This is a genomic window from Cupriavidus sp. 05N38, assembly GCF_056397345.1.
On the sequence record NZ_JBFTNF010000075.1, the window covers coordinates 17,957 to 31,798 of the forward strand.

10 protein-coding genes and 1 pseudogene are annotated in these 13,842 nt (G+C 61.6%); 3 read left to right on the top strand and 8 right to left on the bottom strand.

Features of this window, described 5'->3' with window-relative positions:
* Positions 1 to 13 precede the first annotated feature (13 nt).
* A complete protein-coding gene (locus AC1DK4_RS34860) occupies positions 14 to 1,711 on the top strand; it encodes an adenylate/guanylate cyclase domain-containing protein (RefSeq protein ID WP_441623409.1) in 1,698 nt (565 codons plus the stop codon).
* Positions 1,712 to 1,834: 123 nt separating this feature from the next.
* Here the strand turns inward: AC1DK4_RS34860 and AC1DK4_RS34865 are convergent, their stop codons facing one another.
* The 3 genes from AC1DK4_RS34865 to AC1DK4_RS34875 all read right to left on the bottom strand — a co-directional run bounded on the left by AC1DK4_RS34865 (position 1,835) and on the right by AC1DK4_RS34875 (position 3,508).
* Positions 1,835 to 2,062: a hypothetical protein gene (locus tag AC1DK4_RS34865; RefSeq protein ID WP_441623411.1), complete on the bottom strand. Its 228-nt coding sequence runs from the start codon at positions 2,060 to 2,062 to the stop codon at positions 1,835 to 1,837.
* 158 nt (positions 2,063 to 2,220) lie between these two features.
* Positions 2,221 to 2,898, bottom strand: coding sequence for an anti-sigma factor family protein (locus tag AC1DK4_RS34870; protein ID WP_477132084.1), 678 nt, complete (start codon positions 2,896 to 2,898; stop codon positions 2,221 to 2,223).
* A complete protein-coding gene (locus AC1DK4_RS34875; RefSeq protein ID WP_441623428.1) occupies positions 2,891 to 3,508 on the bottom strand; it encodes an RNA polymerase sigma factor in 618 nt (205 codons plus the stop codon). Before AC1DK4_RS34875 ends, AC1DK4_RS34870 begins: the two co-directional genes overlap by 8 nt.
* Positions 3,509 to 4,025: 517 nt before the next feature.
* Here AC1DK4_RS34875 and AC1DK4_RS34880 point away from each other — a divergent pair.
* The gene (locus AC1DK4_RS34880; RefSeq protein WP_441623414.1) at positions 4,026 to 5,012 is read left to right on the top strand and encodes a lysylphosphatidylglycerol synthase domain-containing protein; all 987 of its coding nucleotides are present in this window, start codon (positions 4,026 to 4,028) and stop codon (positions 5,010 to 5,012) included.
* 843 nt (positions 5,013 to 5,855) lie between these two features.
* Here the strand turns inward: AC1DK4_RS34880 and AC1DK4_RS34885 are convergent.
* From AC1DK4_RS34885 to AC1DK4_RS34905, 5 genes are all read right to left on the bottom strand, one after another.
* Positions 5,856 to 6,029, bottom strand: a complete 174-nt coding sequence (locus tag AC1DK4_RS34885; protein WP_441623415.1) for a hypothetical protein — start codon at positions 6,027 to 6,029, stop codon at positions 5,856 to 5,858.
* A 61-nt stretch (positions 6,030 to 6,090) separates the two neighbouring features.
* Positions 6,091 to 9,186, bottom strand: a complete 3,096-nt coding sequence (locus AC1DK4_RS34890) for an efflux RND transporter permease subunit (protein ID WP_477132085.1) — start codon at positions 9,184 to 9,186, stop codon at positions 6,091 to 6,093.
* 1 nt (position 9,187) lies between these two features.
* Positions 9,188 to 10,354 carry an efflux RND transporter periplasmic adaptor subunit gene (locus AC1DK4_RS34895; RefSeq protein WP_441623418.1) on the bottom strand — a complete coding sequence of 389 codons (1,167 nt, stop codon included), beginning with the start codon at positions 10,352 to 10,354 and terminating at the stop codon, positions 9,188 to 9,190.
* 21 nt (positions 10,355 to 10,375) lie between these two features.
* Complete coding sequence (locus tag AC1DK4_RS34900) at positions 10,376 to 11,554, bottom strand: TolC family protein (RefSeq protein ID WP_441643462.1); 1,179 nt, start codon at positions 11,552 to 11,554, stop codon at positions 10,376 to 10,378.
* A gap of 757 nt (positions 11,555 to 12,311) precedes the next feature.
* On the bottom strand, positions 12,312 to 12,740 hold the full coding sequence (locus AC1DK4_RS34905) for a DUF746 domain-containing protein (RefSeq protein WP_441623422.1): 429 nt from the start codon (positions 12,738 to 12,740) through the stop codon (positions 12,312 to 12,314).
* Between the two features lie 883 nt (positions 12,741 to 13,623).
* Here AC1DK4_RS34905 and AC1DK4_RS34910 point away from each other — a divergent pair.
* Positions 13,624 to 13,842: pseudogene (locus AC1DK4_RS34910) on the top strand (undecaprenyl-diphosphatase); the annotation flags it as partial.

A 13,842-nucleotide genomic window follows, 5' to 3' on the forward strand; every position in this document is an offset into this window, starting at 1 on the left:
CTGGAGAGTCGGCATGTCGCGCTTCCCCTATCTTCAACGATTGCGGCCGGCGGGTGTCCGATCGGTCCGGCTGGCCACCGGCTTGGTGTTGTTCACTTACGTAGGGACGCACCTCCTGAATCACTCGCTGGGGAATATCTCGCTCGCGTGGCTGGAGCGTGATCTGCTTGTGCAGAAGTTCATCTGGCAGGGATGGCTCGGAACGGCCGTGCTGTACAGCGCGCTGGTGACGCATTTCTTCCTGGGTCTGTGGGCGCTATACGAACGGCGCTCGCTGAACTGGACGCCGGGTGAGGTGGCGCAGCTCGTCCTGGGCTTGTGCATACCGCCGCTGCTAGCCAACCATGTCGTCAATACGCGGGTCGCCTTTGCCGCGTTCGGCCTGAACAAGGGTTACGCACAGTTGCTGTACTCGTTCTGGATCACCTCACCGTTCTTCGGTCGTGTGCAGCTGACGCTGTTGGTGGTCGCCTGGCTGCACGGGTGTTACGGCATCTGGTTCTGGTTGCGGCTGAAACCATGGTTTGCGGCGTGGCGGAGCGTGCTGCTGAGCGTCGCGGTGCTGCTCCCGGTGCTCGCGCTGCTAGGCTTCCTGCAGGGCGGACGCGAAGTGATCGCGCTTGCACGAGATCCCGTCTGGCGCGCAGCGGCAACCCGGCCGGCGATCGTCGGAACAGATCCGCAGAATCTCTGGCTCACCGAGCTGCGCAACGACTTCTTGCTCTTCGATGGTGGCGCGCTGCTGCTGGTGCTCGCAGCGCGGCTGGTGCGCACTGCGCGGGAGCGCCGGATCGGGCGCCTCTGCGTTCTGTATCCGGACGGGCGAAAGGTGTTCGCACCGCTCGGATTTTCGGTTCTCGAGGCCAGCCGCATGGCCGGCGTTCCCCATGCCAGCGCCTGCGGCGGCCGCGCCCGATGCACGTTGTGCCGGGTACGCGTGCTCAGCGATGTACCGCTGCCCGCGCCGGGCGAGGCAGAGCGGCGCGTTCTGGAGCGGCTGGGAGCGGATTCGCAGACAGTGCGCCTCGCCTGCCAGTTGCGGCCGACCCACGACCTCTCCGTGTGGCCACTGGTGCCACCGGCTGCATCCACGGCCTTCCTGCAACGGCGCCAGTGGGACGTCATGCCGCATGAGCAATTCGCGGCGTTCATGTTCGTGGATATGCGGGATTCCACAAAGCTTGCGGCGACACGACTGCCGTTCGACAGTCTGTTCGTGGTCAGTCGTTTCTTGAGTGCGGTCTGCTCCGCGGTAGTCCAGGCGGGCGGCGTGCCAAACCAGTTCCTGGGGGACGCAGTGCTCGCGATCTTTGGCTTAAGCGGCGAGCCGTCCGCCGCTTGTCGTCAGGCGCTAAGCGCGGTGCCGCTGGTAGCATCCAGCATTGACGAACTCAACGTTGCGCTCGAGCAGCAGTTGCAGACCACGATCCGGTTTGGCATCGGATTGCACTGCGGCCGGGCGGTAATGGGACAGATTGGTTTTCGCGAGCATGTCGCATTCACTGCGATTGGCGACCCGTTGAACGTGGCCTCGCGACTTGAGCAGTTGACAAAAGAGCTTGCTTGCGAGGCGATCGTCTCAGAAGAGGTCTTTCTGCATGCCGGCGTATTGGCCGCCGACCTGCCGCAGCTGTCCGCACGCCTGCGAGGCCGCGATGACCCGGTGAGTGTCCGCGTGCTATCCAGGGCGGCGCAGATGCCTCGGGTCTGACTACGCGCTCTTCGGCACGGCCAGCCGTGACGCCGCCGTTTGGAAGAACGTGACCGTTCGGCACCCCGCACAGCAACCAAAGACAGCGGTTACCGTGCTGGGCGGCGGCACAACAGCAGCATTTCAGGCGTGAGCGCCTTCGGTGAACGGATCGCGCGGGTCCGTGACCCTCTCGCCGTCGGTGAAGACATCGAATTTGCCTGTCTTCGCGCCGTTCGTGAACGGATCGCGAGGCCCGGCAACGTGGGTATTGCAGTCGGCGCAGGTATTGTCGGTGCGACCGGCGAAGGCATAGGATTGGCCTGCGAAGGATGCCAGCGCGGCGGCAGCCAGCGGGATGAGGAATTTCATGACAATCTCCAGATGCGGTAAGTCCAGGGTCCGCGGCACAGAGCGTGTCGCCACGGAGGCTGTGCCTTGGTGCTGCACGACGCTCTGTCTCCGTGGCGATCCAGGATCCCTGCGGAACCGGTGCGCCGTGCACCAGTAGAACGCTGGCCGCGCCCGGTTTATTCCTGCTCGCCTTGCGTGGCTCGCAGCGCTTGAACAAAGGCATGCAGGTGCGCGGGCTCCGCATCGGTGATGGCCCAGAAGTTCATGCCGTCCTGGTGCCAGCGGGCAATCGCGTATCCGTCAGTGGAAAAGCTTGCCGCTGCCAATGCGCCGCTCGTTGCCGGCAGGATGTAGAGATCGATCGGATGGTTCTGGTAGCGGTAGATCAGTACGCCAACGGTGCGGCGGTCGATATAGTCCACCCGACCGCCTGCCAGCGGAAAACCCTGCGTCGCAAGGTCGATGACCGGCGGCGCATAGTCGAGCCGGCCGTTGAACCACGGCTTGACCGTGTGTTGGTCGGTCGATACAACATCGATCGGATGCTGCGACAACAGCGCGCGCACATGGCTCGATACGATCGCCTGCCTCAGTGCATCGGCCTGCGGCGGCTGCACCAGAATGAGCGTGCCGAACACCAGCGCCGAGGCCGCCACTCCGGCAAGGCCGCCACCGGCCCACGCCAGCACGCCGCTAGCGGAAAGCACGGGCCATGCGAAGCGGGCCATGCGGGGACGCGCCTCGCGCGGCAGCCCGGYCAGCACGCGCGCAGGCAGATGCGCCGGTGCACGGTGATAGAGCGATCCGTCATGCAGCATGCCGTGCAGCGAGTTTTCCATCGCATCATCATTCATGATTCGCTCCCGTCGAATGACCCCGCACCGGCACCGGCCGGGGCGCGATGCCGTCAATGCCGCCGCGCACCCTCGCCTGCTCGGCGCGCACCGCAGAGCAGAGCAGGTGACGTGCGCGCGCCAGGCGCGACATCACGGTGCCGATCGGAATGTCGGCAACCAGGGCGATATCGCGATAGCTCATGTCTTCGAGCTCCCGCAGGACAAGCACTTCGCGATAGACGACCGGCAACTGTTCGAGCGCGCGGTGCACCAGTTCCACATCGCCATGGCGCACCGCTAGCGTTTCGGGATTGCTGCCGATATCGTCGATCCACCCCGGCAATCGCTCGTCGCCATGCAGCGCTTCGTCGTACGGCGTGTTATCCGCTGCATTGTGCCGCCTGCGCCATTCGCTGAACCACGTGTTCCTGACGATGGCCAGCAGCCACGCGCGCGCATTGTCGCCGTGAAAGCCGTCAAAGAACCGGAACGCACGCAGGTAGGCATCCTGCACGATATCGTCCGCATCGCTTGCACTGCCGCTTAGCCAGCGCGCCAGGTTATAGGCCGCGTCCAGATGCGGCAACGCCACTTTTGCGAAGCGGCTGGACTTGTCGGTTGCGATCACGGTGCTCTCCGGTCCCAGGCCCATGTAAAACCGCCTGACACCGCGATTTATTCCCGACGCCGCGAAGTTTTTTCGGAGTTCATCCCTCTGGAATTGAACGCGGCGCCAGCGGCATGTGGGGCGGCAGAGTACGATGCAAACACGCGCTCTGCAGCTGCCGGCCGTCCGCCGCCAATCGTCATCGCAATGGTTTCTCAGATGGAAATGCAGTTCCAAGTCGAGTACCGGAAAGCCTGCTCTCGGACAGATGGCTCGACAAAGCGAGCAATGGCATACGCACATGCTGCTTTCTCCACCTGCGACACATCGCGATGTCCCGGCTGGCGGATAACTCGAAGGCTGGTTGAAAACGCGAATAAGAATGGTTATCCTGAGCCTCGTATTTATAACAGTTGATTTTTCCAAGATGGCTCATTAGCCTCGACAAGGCGGGTCATCTCGCCACTGGCAAAAAACAGCTTCGAGGTTAGTGGCAGTGGTCTGCTACGTCCCGTCAAAGAGGACTGATATTCGTATCATGAGATATCTCGGTTCCATCACCGCTCTTATCGGTTTGCTGGCTGCGCTTGGGCTCGTCTGGCACGAAGACCCTACCGAGGTGTTCTCATTGATGCGCACAGCGGGAGGCGGGTTGATTCTCGCCGGGCTTGTGCATTGGCTTCCCATGCTGTGCAACGCGTGCGATTGGAGAACGCTGGTTCTGGAAGCGAAACGCCCGGGGATTGGCTCGATGTTGCGCCTTGTCTGGATTCGAGAGTCTGTGAACAGCTTGCTGCCAGTTGCACGTGTGGGAGGCGAGATTGTTTCCTTCCGCCTGATGCGGCAATGGGGACTGCGGTCGTCGACCGCATCRGCAAGCCTGATCGTGGATATGCAACTCACCTTGATCAGCCAGCTGATATTTACGATGGTCGGAATCGGCTTCCTGCTGACGGCGCATTCCGACTCGAAAGCCTTCCAGCTCGCCGGCAATCTCGCCTGGGGCGTGGTGGTGCTTCTGCCGCTGCTTGTGTTGTTTGCATTGGTGCAGCACGCAAGCCCGTTTGAACGGCTCGGCCGTGTGCTCAGCAAGATTACCAGCGGGAAAATTGCTGCGCTGACAGGTCAGCCAGCAAGGATCGATCAGTCGATCAAGCTGATCTGGCGCCGCCGGCCGATCATTTTCCGCTTTCTATTCTTCTGGCAGCCGCTCCAGTACATATCGACCGCGCTGGAGCTTTGGCTGGCGCTGCATTTCCTTGGGGCACAGGTAAGCGTTGTGGACGCCGTGGTGCTCGAAGCTCTGATTCACGCACTCAGTAGCGCAGCCTTTTTTGTACCTGCGGCGCTCGGGGTTCAGGAAGGGGGATTTGTCGTGATTGGTACCGCACTGGGTATTGATCCCGCGACCTGCATTGCCCTGGCGGGTGCACGCCGCATCCGGGACCTGATCATCTTCCTCCCGGGGCTGCTTGCCTGGCAAATATCTGAAACGCGCGGCCGCGCCAGTCGGCTTCGCCCGTGAATCGCGGTTGGCGTTGCATGCCGGCGTGCGGCTGCGGATCGGTGATGCGGAGGCATTCCGCTTTTTAAAGGTTCCTGGGAACGCGGCGCGTCACCAGACATCGATGTCGATTTCCGCGAAGAGCCGATCCAGAATAAATTCGCCGTCACGCCGAAAAGACCATCCGTCGCCTGCTCCAGCGCCAGGCGGACCGCGGTGCCGCGGGGATTCCATTTCCCACGCGAGCCAATGCTTCCAAGTGGCAACCGTCGTCGTCGCTCTCCGATTTCCACTAGTGGTGCGGCGACTATCCGAGTCGCAGAACTGTCTTGCAATTCCTAATGCCTTTTCCTACGCTGGGCCGTACCGGGGGAATCATATCTGGCAATAAAATGGAGTTAATAATATGCGCAACCGAATCCTCTTGTGCGTGGCCCTGTCGACGCTTAGCGTCACGTTCAGTAGCTTCGCACAGTCCCCACCAAGCCCAGCACCGCGCCAGCCGCCCATATCCCAAGCACATCGCGAAAATGTCGATTCACGGCTTCCTTTGTTCTTGGCAAGTACAATCAAGCGAGGTCCATTTTCGACAGTGACCGCAGACAGTTGCAAACAGGAGAACGAACTGTGCGGCAAGGACAACAATTGCTGCAATGGACTAAAGTGCGATGGTAGCCTTTGCCAGAAATAATAAATAATCCGCCCGCATAGGTTGTGCGGGTACCTCAATAGACACTTAATCGAGCTGATCGAAGCTTCGTTACCGCAATCGGTGATAAAGCCCTGCAAACGTGTTTGGTTTGCAGGGCTTACTTCTTTCAAGCTCTCGAACGGACTGCACGCGTTTTGCGAGACCGGCGAATGCTAGGGCCGGGTGTTGGCGGGAAGGACGGAATTCCGGTTCTGCTGTTTTGACGGTTTTGCTGCCTGCTGCTTGCCTTGGCTTGAGGTCTTCGCCGTCGCGCTGAAAGTCGCGCCGAGGCAGAAGCAAAATACGGTAGCCAGCAGCATGGGAAGGACACGCATTTCCCTGGTCATGACAATCTCCTCTTCTGTGGCCGGTACGCCTCGCGCGCACCGGCCGATGGTGAATTCAGATTCAGACGCCTTCGGCCGGCGTCAGCGAGGCTGCATGGGGCCCGCCCTTACGTCCGCGATGGCGATTGACCCAAGCAAATACCACGGGCAGCACCAGTAGCGTCAGCAGCGTGGTGGTCACCATGCCGCCCACGATCACCAGCGCCAGCGGGCGTTGCGCTTCCGATCCGATGCCGTGCGAAAGCGCCGCTGGCAGCAGGCCCAGGCCGGCCAGCATGGCGGTCATCACCACCGGACGCAGGCGCAGCGCCGCGCCTTCAACCACGGCTTCGTGCAAATCTTCGGACTGCGCCAGCCGGTTGACGTAGGAGATCAGGATCACGCCGTCCTGGATCGCAATGCCAAACAGCGACAGGAAGCCGATGCCCGCCGAGATCGACAGGGTTTCGCCGGCGATATGCAGTGACAGCAAACCTCCAATTGCCGCGAATGGCACGTTCAGCACTACCATCAGCGCATCCTTGAAGTTGCCGAAGGTGCTGTACAGCAGCAGGAAGATCACCAGGATGGTCAGCGGCACGATCACGGCCAGCTTCTTCTGCGCAATCTTCATCTGGTTGAACTGTCCGTCCCAGAAGATGCTGTAGCCTGCCGGCAGTGTCACCGCCTTGTTCACTCTTTCCTGCGCCTCGGCCACCGCGCTGCCCAGGTCACGCCCGCGCACGCCGAACTTGATGGCGATGTAGCGCTTGCCGGTTTCACGGTRGACGAAGAACGGGCCATCCGTGGCTTCCACCTTGGCCACCATCGACAGCGGTATGCGCTGACCGTCAGGCGTATCCACCAGGAGGCGCCCGATGACATCCGGGTTGTTGCGCGCCTGGTCATGCAGCCGCACCGACAGCCCGAAAGTCTTCTCGCCTTCCAGAATGTTGGTCACCGCATCGCCGCCGATGGCGAACTGCACCGCCGACTGGATGTCGTTGACGTTCATGCCGAAGCGTGCACTTTTCTCGCGGTCAACCGTGATGTTCAGCGTGGGCTGGCCCAGTTCCTTGAAGATGCCGACGTCGGCCAGTCCCGGTACCTTCTTCAGGATCGACTCGACTTCCCTGGCCTTGTCCTGCAGCGTCACCAGGTCGGAGCCGTAGATCTTCACTGAGTTCTCGCCCTTGACCCCGGACAGCGCCTCGTTCACATTGTCCTGGATGTACTGCGAGAAGTTGTACTCGATGCCTGGGATGCGATTCAGGTGCTGGCTCAGCCGTTCCACCACCTGCTGCTTGGTGGCGCCTTTGGGCCAGTCGGCAGGTGGCTTGAAGTAGAGCGCGTATTCCTGGTTGAACACGCCGGTGGAATCTGTGCCGTCATCCGGGCGTCCGATCTGTACCGACACGGTTTTCACCTCAGGCTGATCGCGGAAGAAGCCGCGGAGGTCGCGCGCGATGGAAGCCGAGTAGTCGAGGTCAACGGTGTTGGGCAGCGTGATGCGCAGCCACAGATTGTTTTCCTCCAGCGTGGGCAGGAACTCCGTGCCGAGATAGCGCGAACTGTACAGCGTGCCGGCCAGGCCGACGAAGGCGGCCAGGAAGACCAGGCCGGGCTTTCTCAACAGCTTGCGCAGCAGGGGCTTGTAGCCGCTCAGGATCACCGCGATAAACTTCGGCGAATGCGGCCGCAGCGATCCACGGAATACGAAGGACGTCACCGCCGGCACGAAAGTCAACGCGAGCACGATCGACGCCAACAGCGCGAAGCCCATGGTGAATGYCATCGGCTTGAAGATGATCCCCTCCACCCCGCCCATGAAGAACAACGGCGAATAGGCCACGATGATGATGCCGGTGGAGAAGATCATGGCGCGCTGGACTTCGCTGGTGGCCTTGACGATGCCGTCCGCGACATTGCTCTCGCCCTCCTCCAGGTGGCGCATGATGTTCTCCATGACGATCACCGCGGCATCCACGATCAACCCGAAGTCGATTGCCCCCAGCGAGATCAGATTGGCCGGCACCTTGAAGTGGTCCATATTGATGAAGGACACGCACAAGGCCAGTGGGATCACCGCCGCCACCACCGCCGCAGCGCGGAAGCTGCCGAGGAAGATGAACAGCACGATCAGCACCAGCGAGATGCCGACGAACAGCGCGTGTTCGACGGTCCCCATGGTGATGTCGAGCAGGTTCTGCCGGTCATAGAAGGTCTTGACCTGGATATTCTTCGGCAGCACGTTCTGGTTGATCTCGGCAATCTTGTCGCGCACGCGTGCCAGCACCTCGGTGGCATTCTCGTCGCGCTTCATCAGCACGATGCCTTCGACGATATCGTCGTGCTGGTCGAACTGCACCATGCCCAGGCGCGGGGTGTTGCCCACCCGGACCACGGCGATATCGCGCACGCGCACCGGAACGCCCTGGGATACGGAGACGGTAACGTTGCGGATATCGTCGAGCGTTTGCAGCAGGCCCACGCCACGCACCACGAACTGCTGCTCGCCGGACTTCATCAGGCCACCGCCGGTATTGGCGTTGGCGTTGGAAACCGCATCCACCACCTGCTTGAGCGAGAGTCCGTAGGCCTGCAGCTTCTCGGGCGTTGGCACGATCTGGTACTGCTTGACCATGCCGCCGAACGCTGTGATGTCGGCCACGCCAGGAACGTGCTTGATCTCCTTGTAGACGCTGTAGTCCTGGTAGGTCTTTAGCGTGGTCACGTCAACGCCGTTGGCCTCGATCCGGTAGCGCAGGATCTCGCCGGTGGCGTCGCCGTCCGGCGACAGGTTGGGTTGAACGCCAGTTGGCAGGTTGGCCTGCGACAGGTAGGTGACGAAGTTCTGGCGCGCCTTGAAGTTGTCCACGCCCTCCTTGAACTTGACGGTCACCACCGACAGCCCGAACAGCGAAACCGAGCGGAAGGACTGCACGTCGGGCACGCTGGCCAGTGCGTTCTCCACAGGGATCGTAATCTGCTGCTCTACCTCGACTGTACTGCGTCCGGGCCACTGCGTAATGGCTTGCACCGTCACCGGCGCCACGCCGGGATACGCTTGCAGCGGCAGCCGCAAGAAGCTCAGCACGCCGGCCGCCAGCAGGCCAAGGGCCAGGAAGACGATAACCAGGCGCCGCTTGAGGACGCTTCTAATGGGCGAGAAGACCATCTCAGTCCTCCTGCTTGAGCAGCATTTCGTTGAGCAGCATGCCGCCCTGCGTCACCACTCGCACGGACGCGCCCGCCGGCACGCCGTCGGTGACCTGGAAGGTGCCGTCGCTCAGCGGTGTGCCTTGCACGGGCACGCGCTCGATGTGCCTGTCGTCAGGCTGGAGCATCAAGTAGAGCTTGCCCTGGTCCTTGACAATGGCCGATTGCGGCACCACCAGGGCTTGGGTGCTGCCGGTGACGATGCGCGCTGTGGCATACATCTCGGGCTTCAGCGTGCCGTCCGGGTTGGGCACGTCGCAACGCACCTGCAGGGTATGGGTGTCGGCGTCGACATTGGGCGCGATAAAGCTGACACGCCCTCGGTAGTGCCGTCCTGGATAGGCCGGGGTTTCAATCTCGATGGTCTGGCCCAGGCGTACATTCTTGATATCGTTTTCGTAGAGATTGCCAGTGAACCAGATCGAACGCGTGTCGATGACGCTCATCAGCGAATCGCCGACATTGAGATAGGAGCCCGGATCCATGTCGCGCTTGACGATGGTGCCTCCGATCGGCGCGCGGACGGTCAAGGTGTCGGAAACGGTGCCCCGCTCGCGGATGCGCGCGATGTCCTCGGCGGACGCGCCCAGCACACGCAGCTTGTTCTCGGACGACTGCATGGTCAGCTTGGCATCATCCACCAACTCCTTCAGGTCACTGTTGCTCAAGGTGTGATAGGCGTTGTGCGAAAGCAGGAACTCATTTTGCGCAGCGATGTATTCGGGCGAGTACAGCTCGGCGAGTGGTTGACCGGCATGGACTACGGCGCCCTCGAACACAAGGATGCGCTCCACGCGGCCGGCCACGCGCGCGGACGCCAGCTTGGCTTGCTGCACGTTGTAGGCCAGCTTGCCGGGCGTGGGCGTGTCGATCGTCACGGCTTGCGGGCTGAACACCACGGACTTGACCGCCTTTGGGTCGAAGCCGCCATCAGGCAGCTTTAGCAGCGATGGCACGGGGCGCGGCCTGGCGGCCTCGGGGTTGGCGTAGGACGAGGCAGCCTGCACCGACTCGACCGCCTTGCCACGCTGGTCGGGCTGCTGCATTTGGGCCCAGTTTCTTCCGCCCCAGATGCCGGCGGTGAGGACTACCACGAAGCCGGCGCTAATCATTAGATTCTTGTTCATAGGTTCCAGGCCCGACGGCCTTCAGAATTTGTCCCGGCCCACCGCGGCGGCGAGCGTGTAGTAGGCTTGGCGTGCTTCGGACTCGGCTTGTGTTACTGCGAGTTCGGCATTCTTGAGCGCGGAGCTCGCAGTGAGCAGGTCGGTGAAGACGGCATTGTTATTGGCGTAGTTGGTGAAGGCCATCTTGTATGCTGTCAGGGCTTCAGGCAGTTGCCGCTGGCGCAGGAACTCGGCCTGGTTCACCGACTGCCGCAGGTTGTTGTGCGCGGTGTCCACCGCCAGCAGGGTCTGCTGACTTACCGACTGTTGATTGGCGTCGGACGCCACCTTGTTGGCCACGGCCTCATCCACGCCATATTTCTCCTTGGTGAAGAAGAACAGCGGAATGATGACGTCGAACTCGATGCCGTAGCTGGCCGGCTTGAAGCCCAGTGGCGGGTTGTTGCCGTTGAAGGTGCCAACGATCTGGAAGTCGGGCAGATAGGCCTTGCGGGCCAGGCGCACGCCTTTCTCGGCCGCTTCCACCTGGAAGCGCGAGGCACGGATATTGGGATGCTCCCGCAGCGCCATATCCTCCAGTTCGGGCAAAGGCGTGGGCGGCAAGCGTGCTGCGCTGGCGTCCTGGCGCAATTCGAGCGGAAACTCGGGATTCTTGCCGATCAGCGTGTTGATGGTCTTGAGTGCGTTGTCGTACTGGCGTTCCAGGCCAAAGGTGTCGTTCTGCGCGCTGCTTTGGGCCACCTGTGCATTCAGATAGTCGACATAGCCCGCCGCATTGTTGGCGTAGCGGATGCGTGCCACCTGCTTGACCTGCTCCAGCCGCTTGAGATTGAGGTGCAACACATCGAGTTGTGCCTTCTGCGCCAGCGCCTGGAAGTAGGTCGTGCTTAGCTGCGCATAGAGTTGCAGGTACAGCGCGTCGCGCTGCGCGTCGATGGACTCTGCCTGCGTGTTGGCGATATCGGCGGCCAGTGCCTTCTTGCCCGGAAAGGGGATGGACTGCGTGAGCGTATAGCTAAAGGTCTCGGCGCGCGCCAGCGCCAGCGGACTGTTCTTGGGCAGGTTGCTCCAGATGAACCCCACCTGCGGATTGTTGGGGGCGGCGATCTGCGGCACTGTGGCCTTCGCTGCCATATACAGCGAGCGAGCCTGGATCAGTTGCGGGTTGCTGGCGCGCAACTCTTCCGACAACTCCCACAAGGAGAACCCCGGTCCGACGAGACCCTTCGTCTTTTCTTCCTCACTGACCGTCGTGGCCGGAGAAGTCTCGGACGCGTCAGGCGCGCGCGTCCCCGGGACTGACCGGTCCCATCCAGTGGCTGGCGTGCTGCTGGCTGGCACTGGCTTCGTCGCTGCCGGCACGAGCGGCACTGGATTGGTGTCTCCACTCAGCTCGACACAAAACGCAACCCTGGAAGCACACACCAGAAATACGGCTGCACCAACTTTTATTTTAGTTGGTTTCTTATACATAAAACGCTCCCTACATATAGTCTGCGCATTTATGACAGGGGCATCTTACAAAGAGCTTTCCAATCCATTGCAGGGAGCTTTCTGTTGCCCCGGAATTTCCCTAATGCGTCGAGCTTCACTCGCTTAGGCGTAAGCTACCCCTGACCATTTTCAAGCGATGACGGAATCTAATTAAATTGACAGAGAATTGCGTCAATAGTCCGCGGTAAAAATGACCGAAACGATCCGTGTCTGGTGGGGAGGTGCCGCAAGAGACTAGCGTGTTTGAAAGAATTATCTTTCAAGCACAAGGGATGACCCTGTCGCACATACGTTGCGGTCCTTCGTTACGTTGGCGCCCGCTTGCTCTCGCCATTCGTAGTCGGCGCAATGATCGTGTATGAACGGTAGTACTACCTGCGCACCAACGTGTTCGTGACATCGGGTGCAGTAGCGGGCTTGGCCACCGGCCGGAGACCACGACGACGCCTTTCTTATTGTCCTGCTACTTGTTTGCGAGGCTACGCGCCCGCTCACATAGCGGGCAGACCCGCATTAACAAGGGCCCGTTGTCCGCGCCGCCTTGAAACGCGCCTTCGTCCCTTGCCAAAGCACACCTGCAGCCCTGCGACGGGAAGACTGGGCTTTCCAGCGCGCTGGACGGTGCCACCGCATAGCGCACGCCAAGCTGCACGCGGCGCTCCCAGGTTCCGGTGGGATCCAACGCAAGCAACCACAAGCGCGTCTGCAACGACCAGTTCAATACCGTTTCGTGCGCGATGTCGAGTTGCCTTGCACATGCGGCAACCGAAATGGGCTTCGACAGGAGGTGGAAATACGTCCACACCTTATCCGGCGATTTAAGCCTGGCCATCGGAGTGCCGGTCAATCGATTAAATCGGCGTTGACAGTGATGACAGAAGAACTGTGGCAACCCACTGGTATCCACGCCGTCATAGCGAGTTAAACCGGCATTGCAACGCGGACAACGCGGGGAACGACGACTGCGCGTATGCAGCTTGCGCCAAGCCGATTGCAGGAATGCTGTTAAAGCGCGGTCGCCTCCATCAGGATCATGGGATAGCCGAATGTGCAGTAGCGCCGCAGCGTGACAGGGAATGCTCGGGTAAAGCACGTCTGGCGTGCTCGTCGGTACGACAGCGTGAGAATCCGCAAAAGCTGGATGCGCGGGTTGCAGCCTTGGAAATCGACCCATAGGACGAGCAGGATTTGGAGACGCGCCATGCAAGCGATTGAGCGTGCCACCGGCAAAGAAAGCTTGTGCGACCTGGCCGGCCAGCCTCCAGAAGACGTTGCCCGCGGGGAACAACTCTGAGTGGCGGCAGGAGAGGTCTGGGCTGGCGGCGGCTCGGGCGTGTAGCCGTCAACCGTCGTAGCGGCCGGCGTCTTGAAATCGGCTGCGACCGCGCACGCCGCCACCGCCCCTGCGACTGCTCGGGATGGAACTGCGTTCAAGACTGCGTTCAGCTTGCGGCCGGAGGTCGGCATGGAGCGCCCGTATTTCTTCAGCGGTGGAATTGCTGCGATTGTATGCACGAACAGCTTGGCGGCAAACTGTGATTGATCACAGTGGACCTGCGCTCCCAGCCTGGCCGGAGGTTGATGGCGATGGGCACTGTGTGGCCTGCGCTCGATGAGCACCTTGGCCTCGGGCTACACGGGGCGGAAGCCCGTGACGCAAAGGTTGAAACAAGCACGGCATGGTCAAGGCGAGGCGTGACAGTGGCACCGCCCTTAAGAGTTTCTTAAGCCACCGCGCCCTATCCTTGTCGCATCGCCAGACTCGCAGGATCCCGATGCCGACGCTGCTCGCCCTCAATCTCACGCTGTTCCAGCACCTGAACGCCCCGGCAGGGCTTGCGGGCGCCGGGCTTTGGATTGCCGCCTTTCTGGCCGAGGCGCTGGTCGCCGCCGGGCCGCTGGTGCTGGCCGCCGGCTGGCTGCGCGGGCGGCCAGGCGAGCGCCAGGCCGTGATCGGCGCGCTGGCCGCGGCGGCGCTGGGCGCTGTGTGCGCC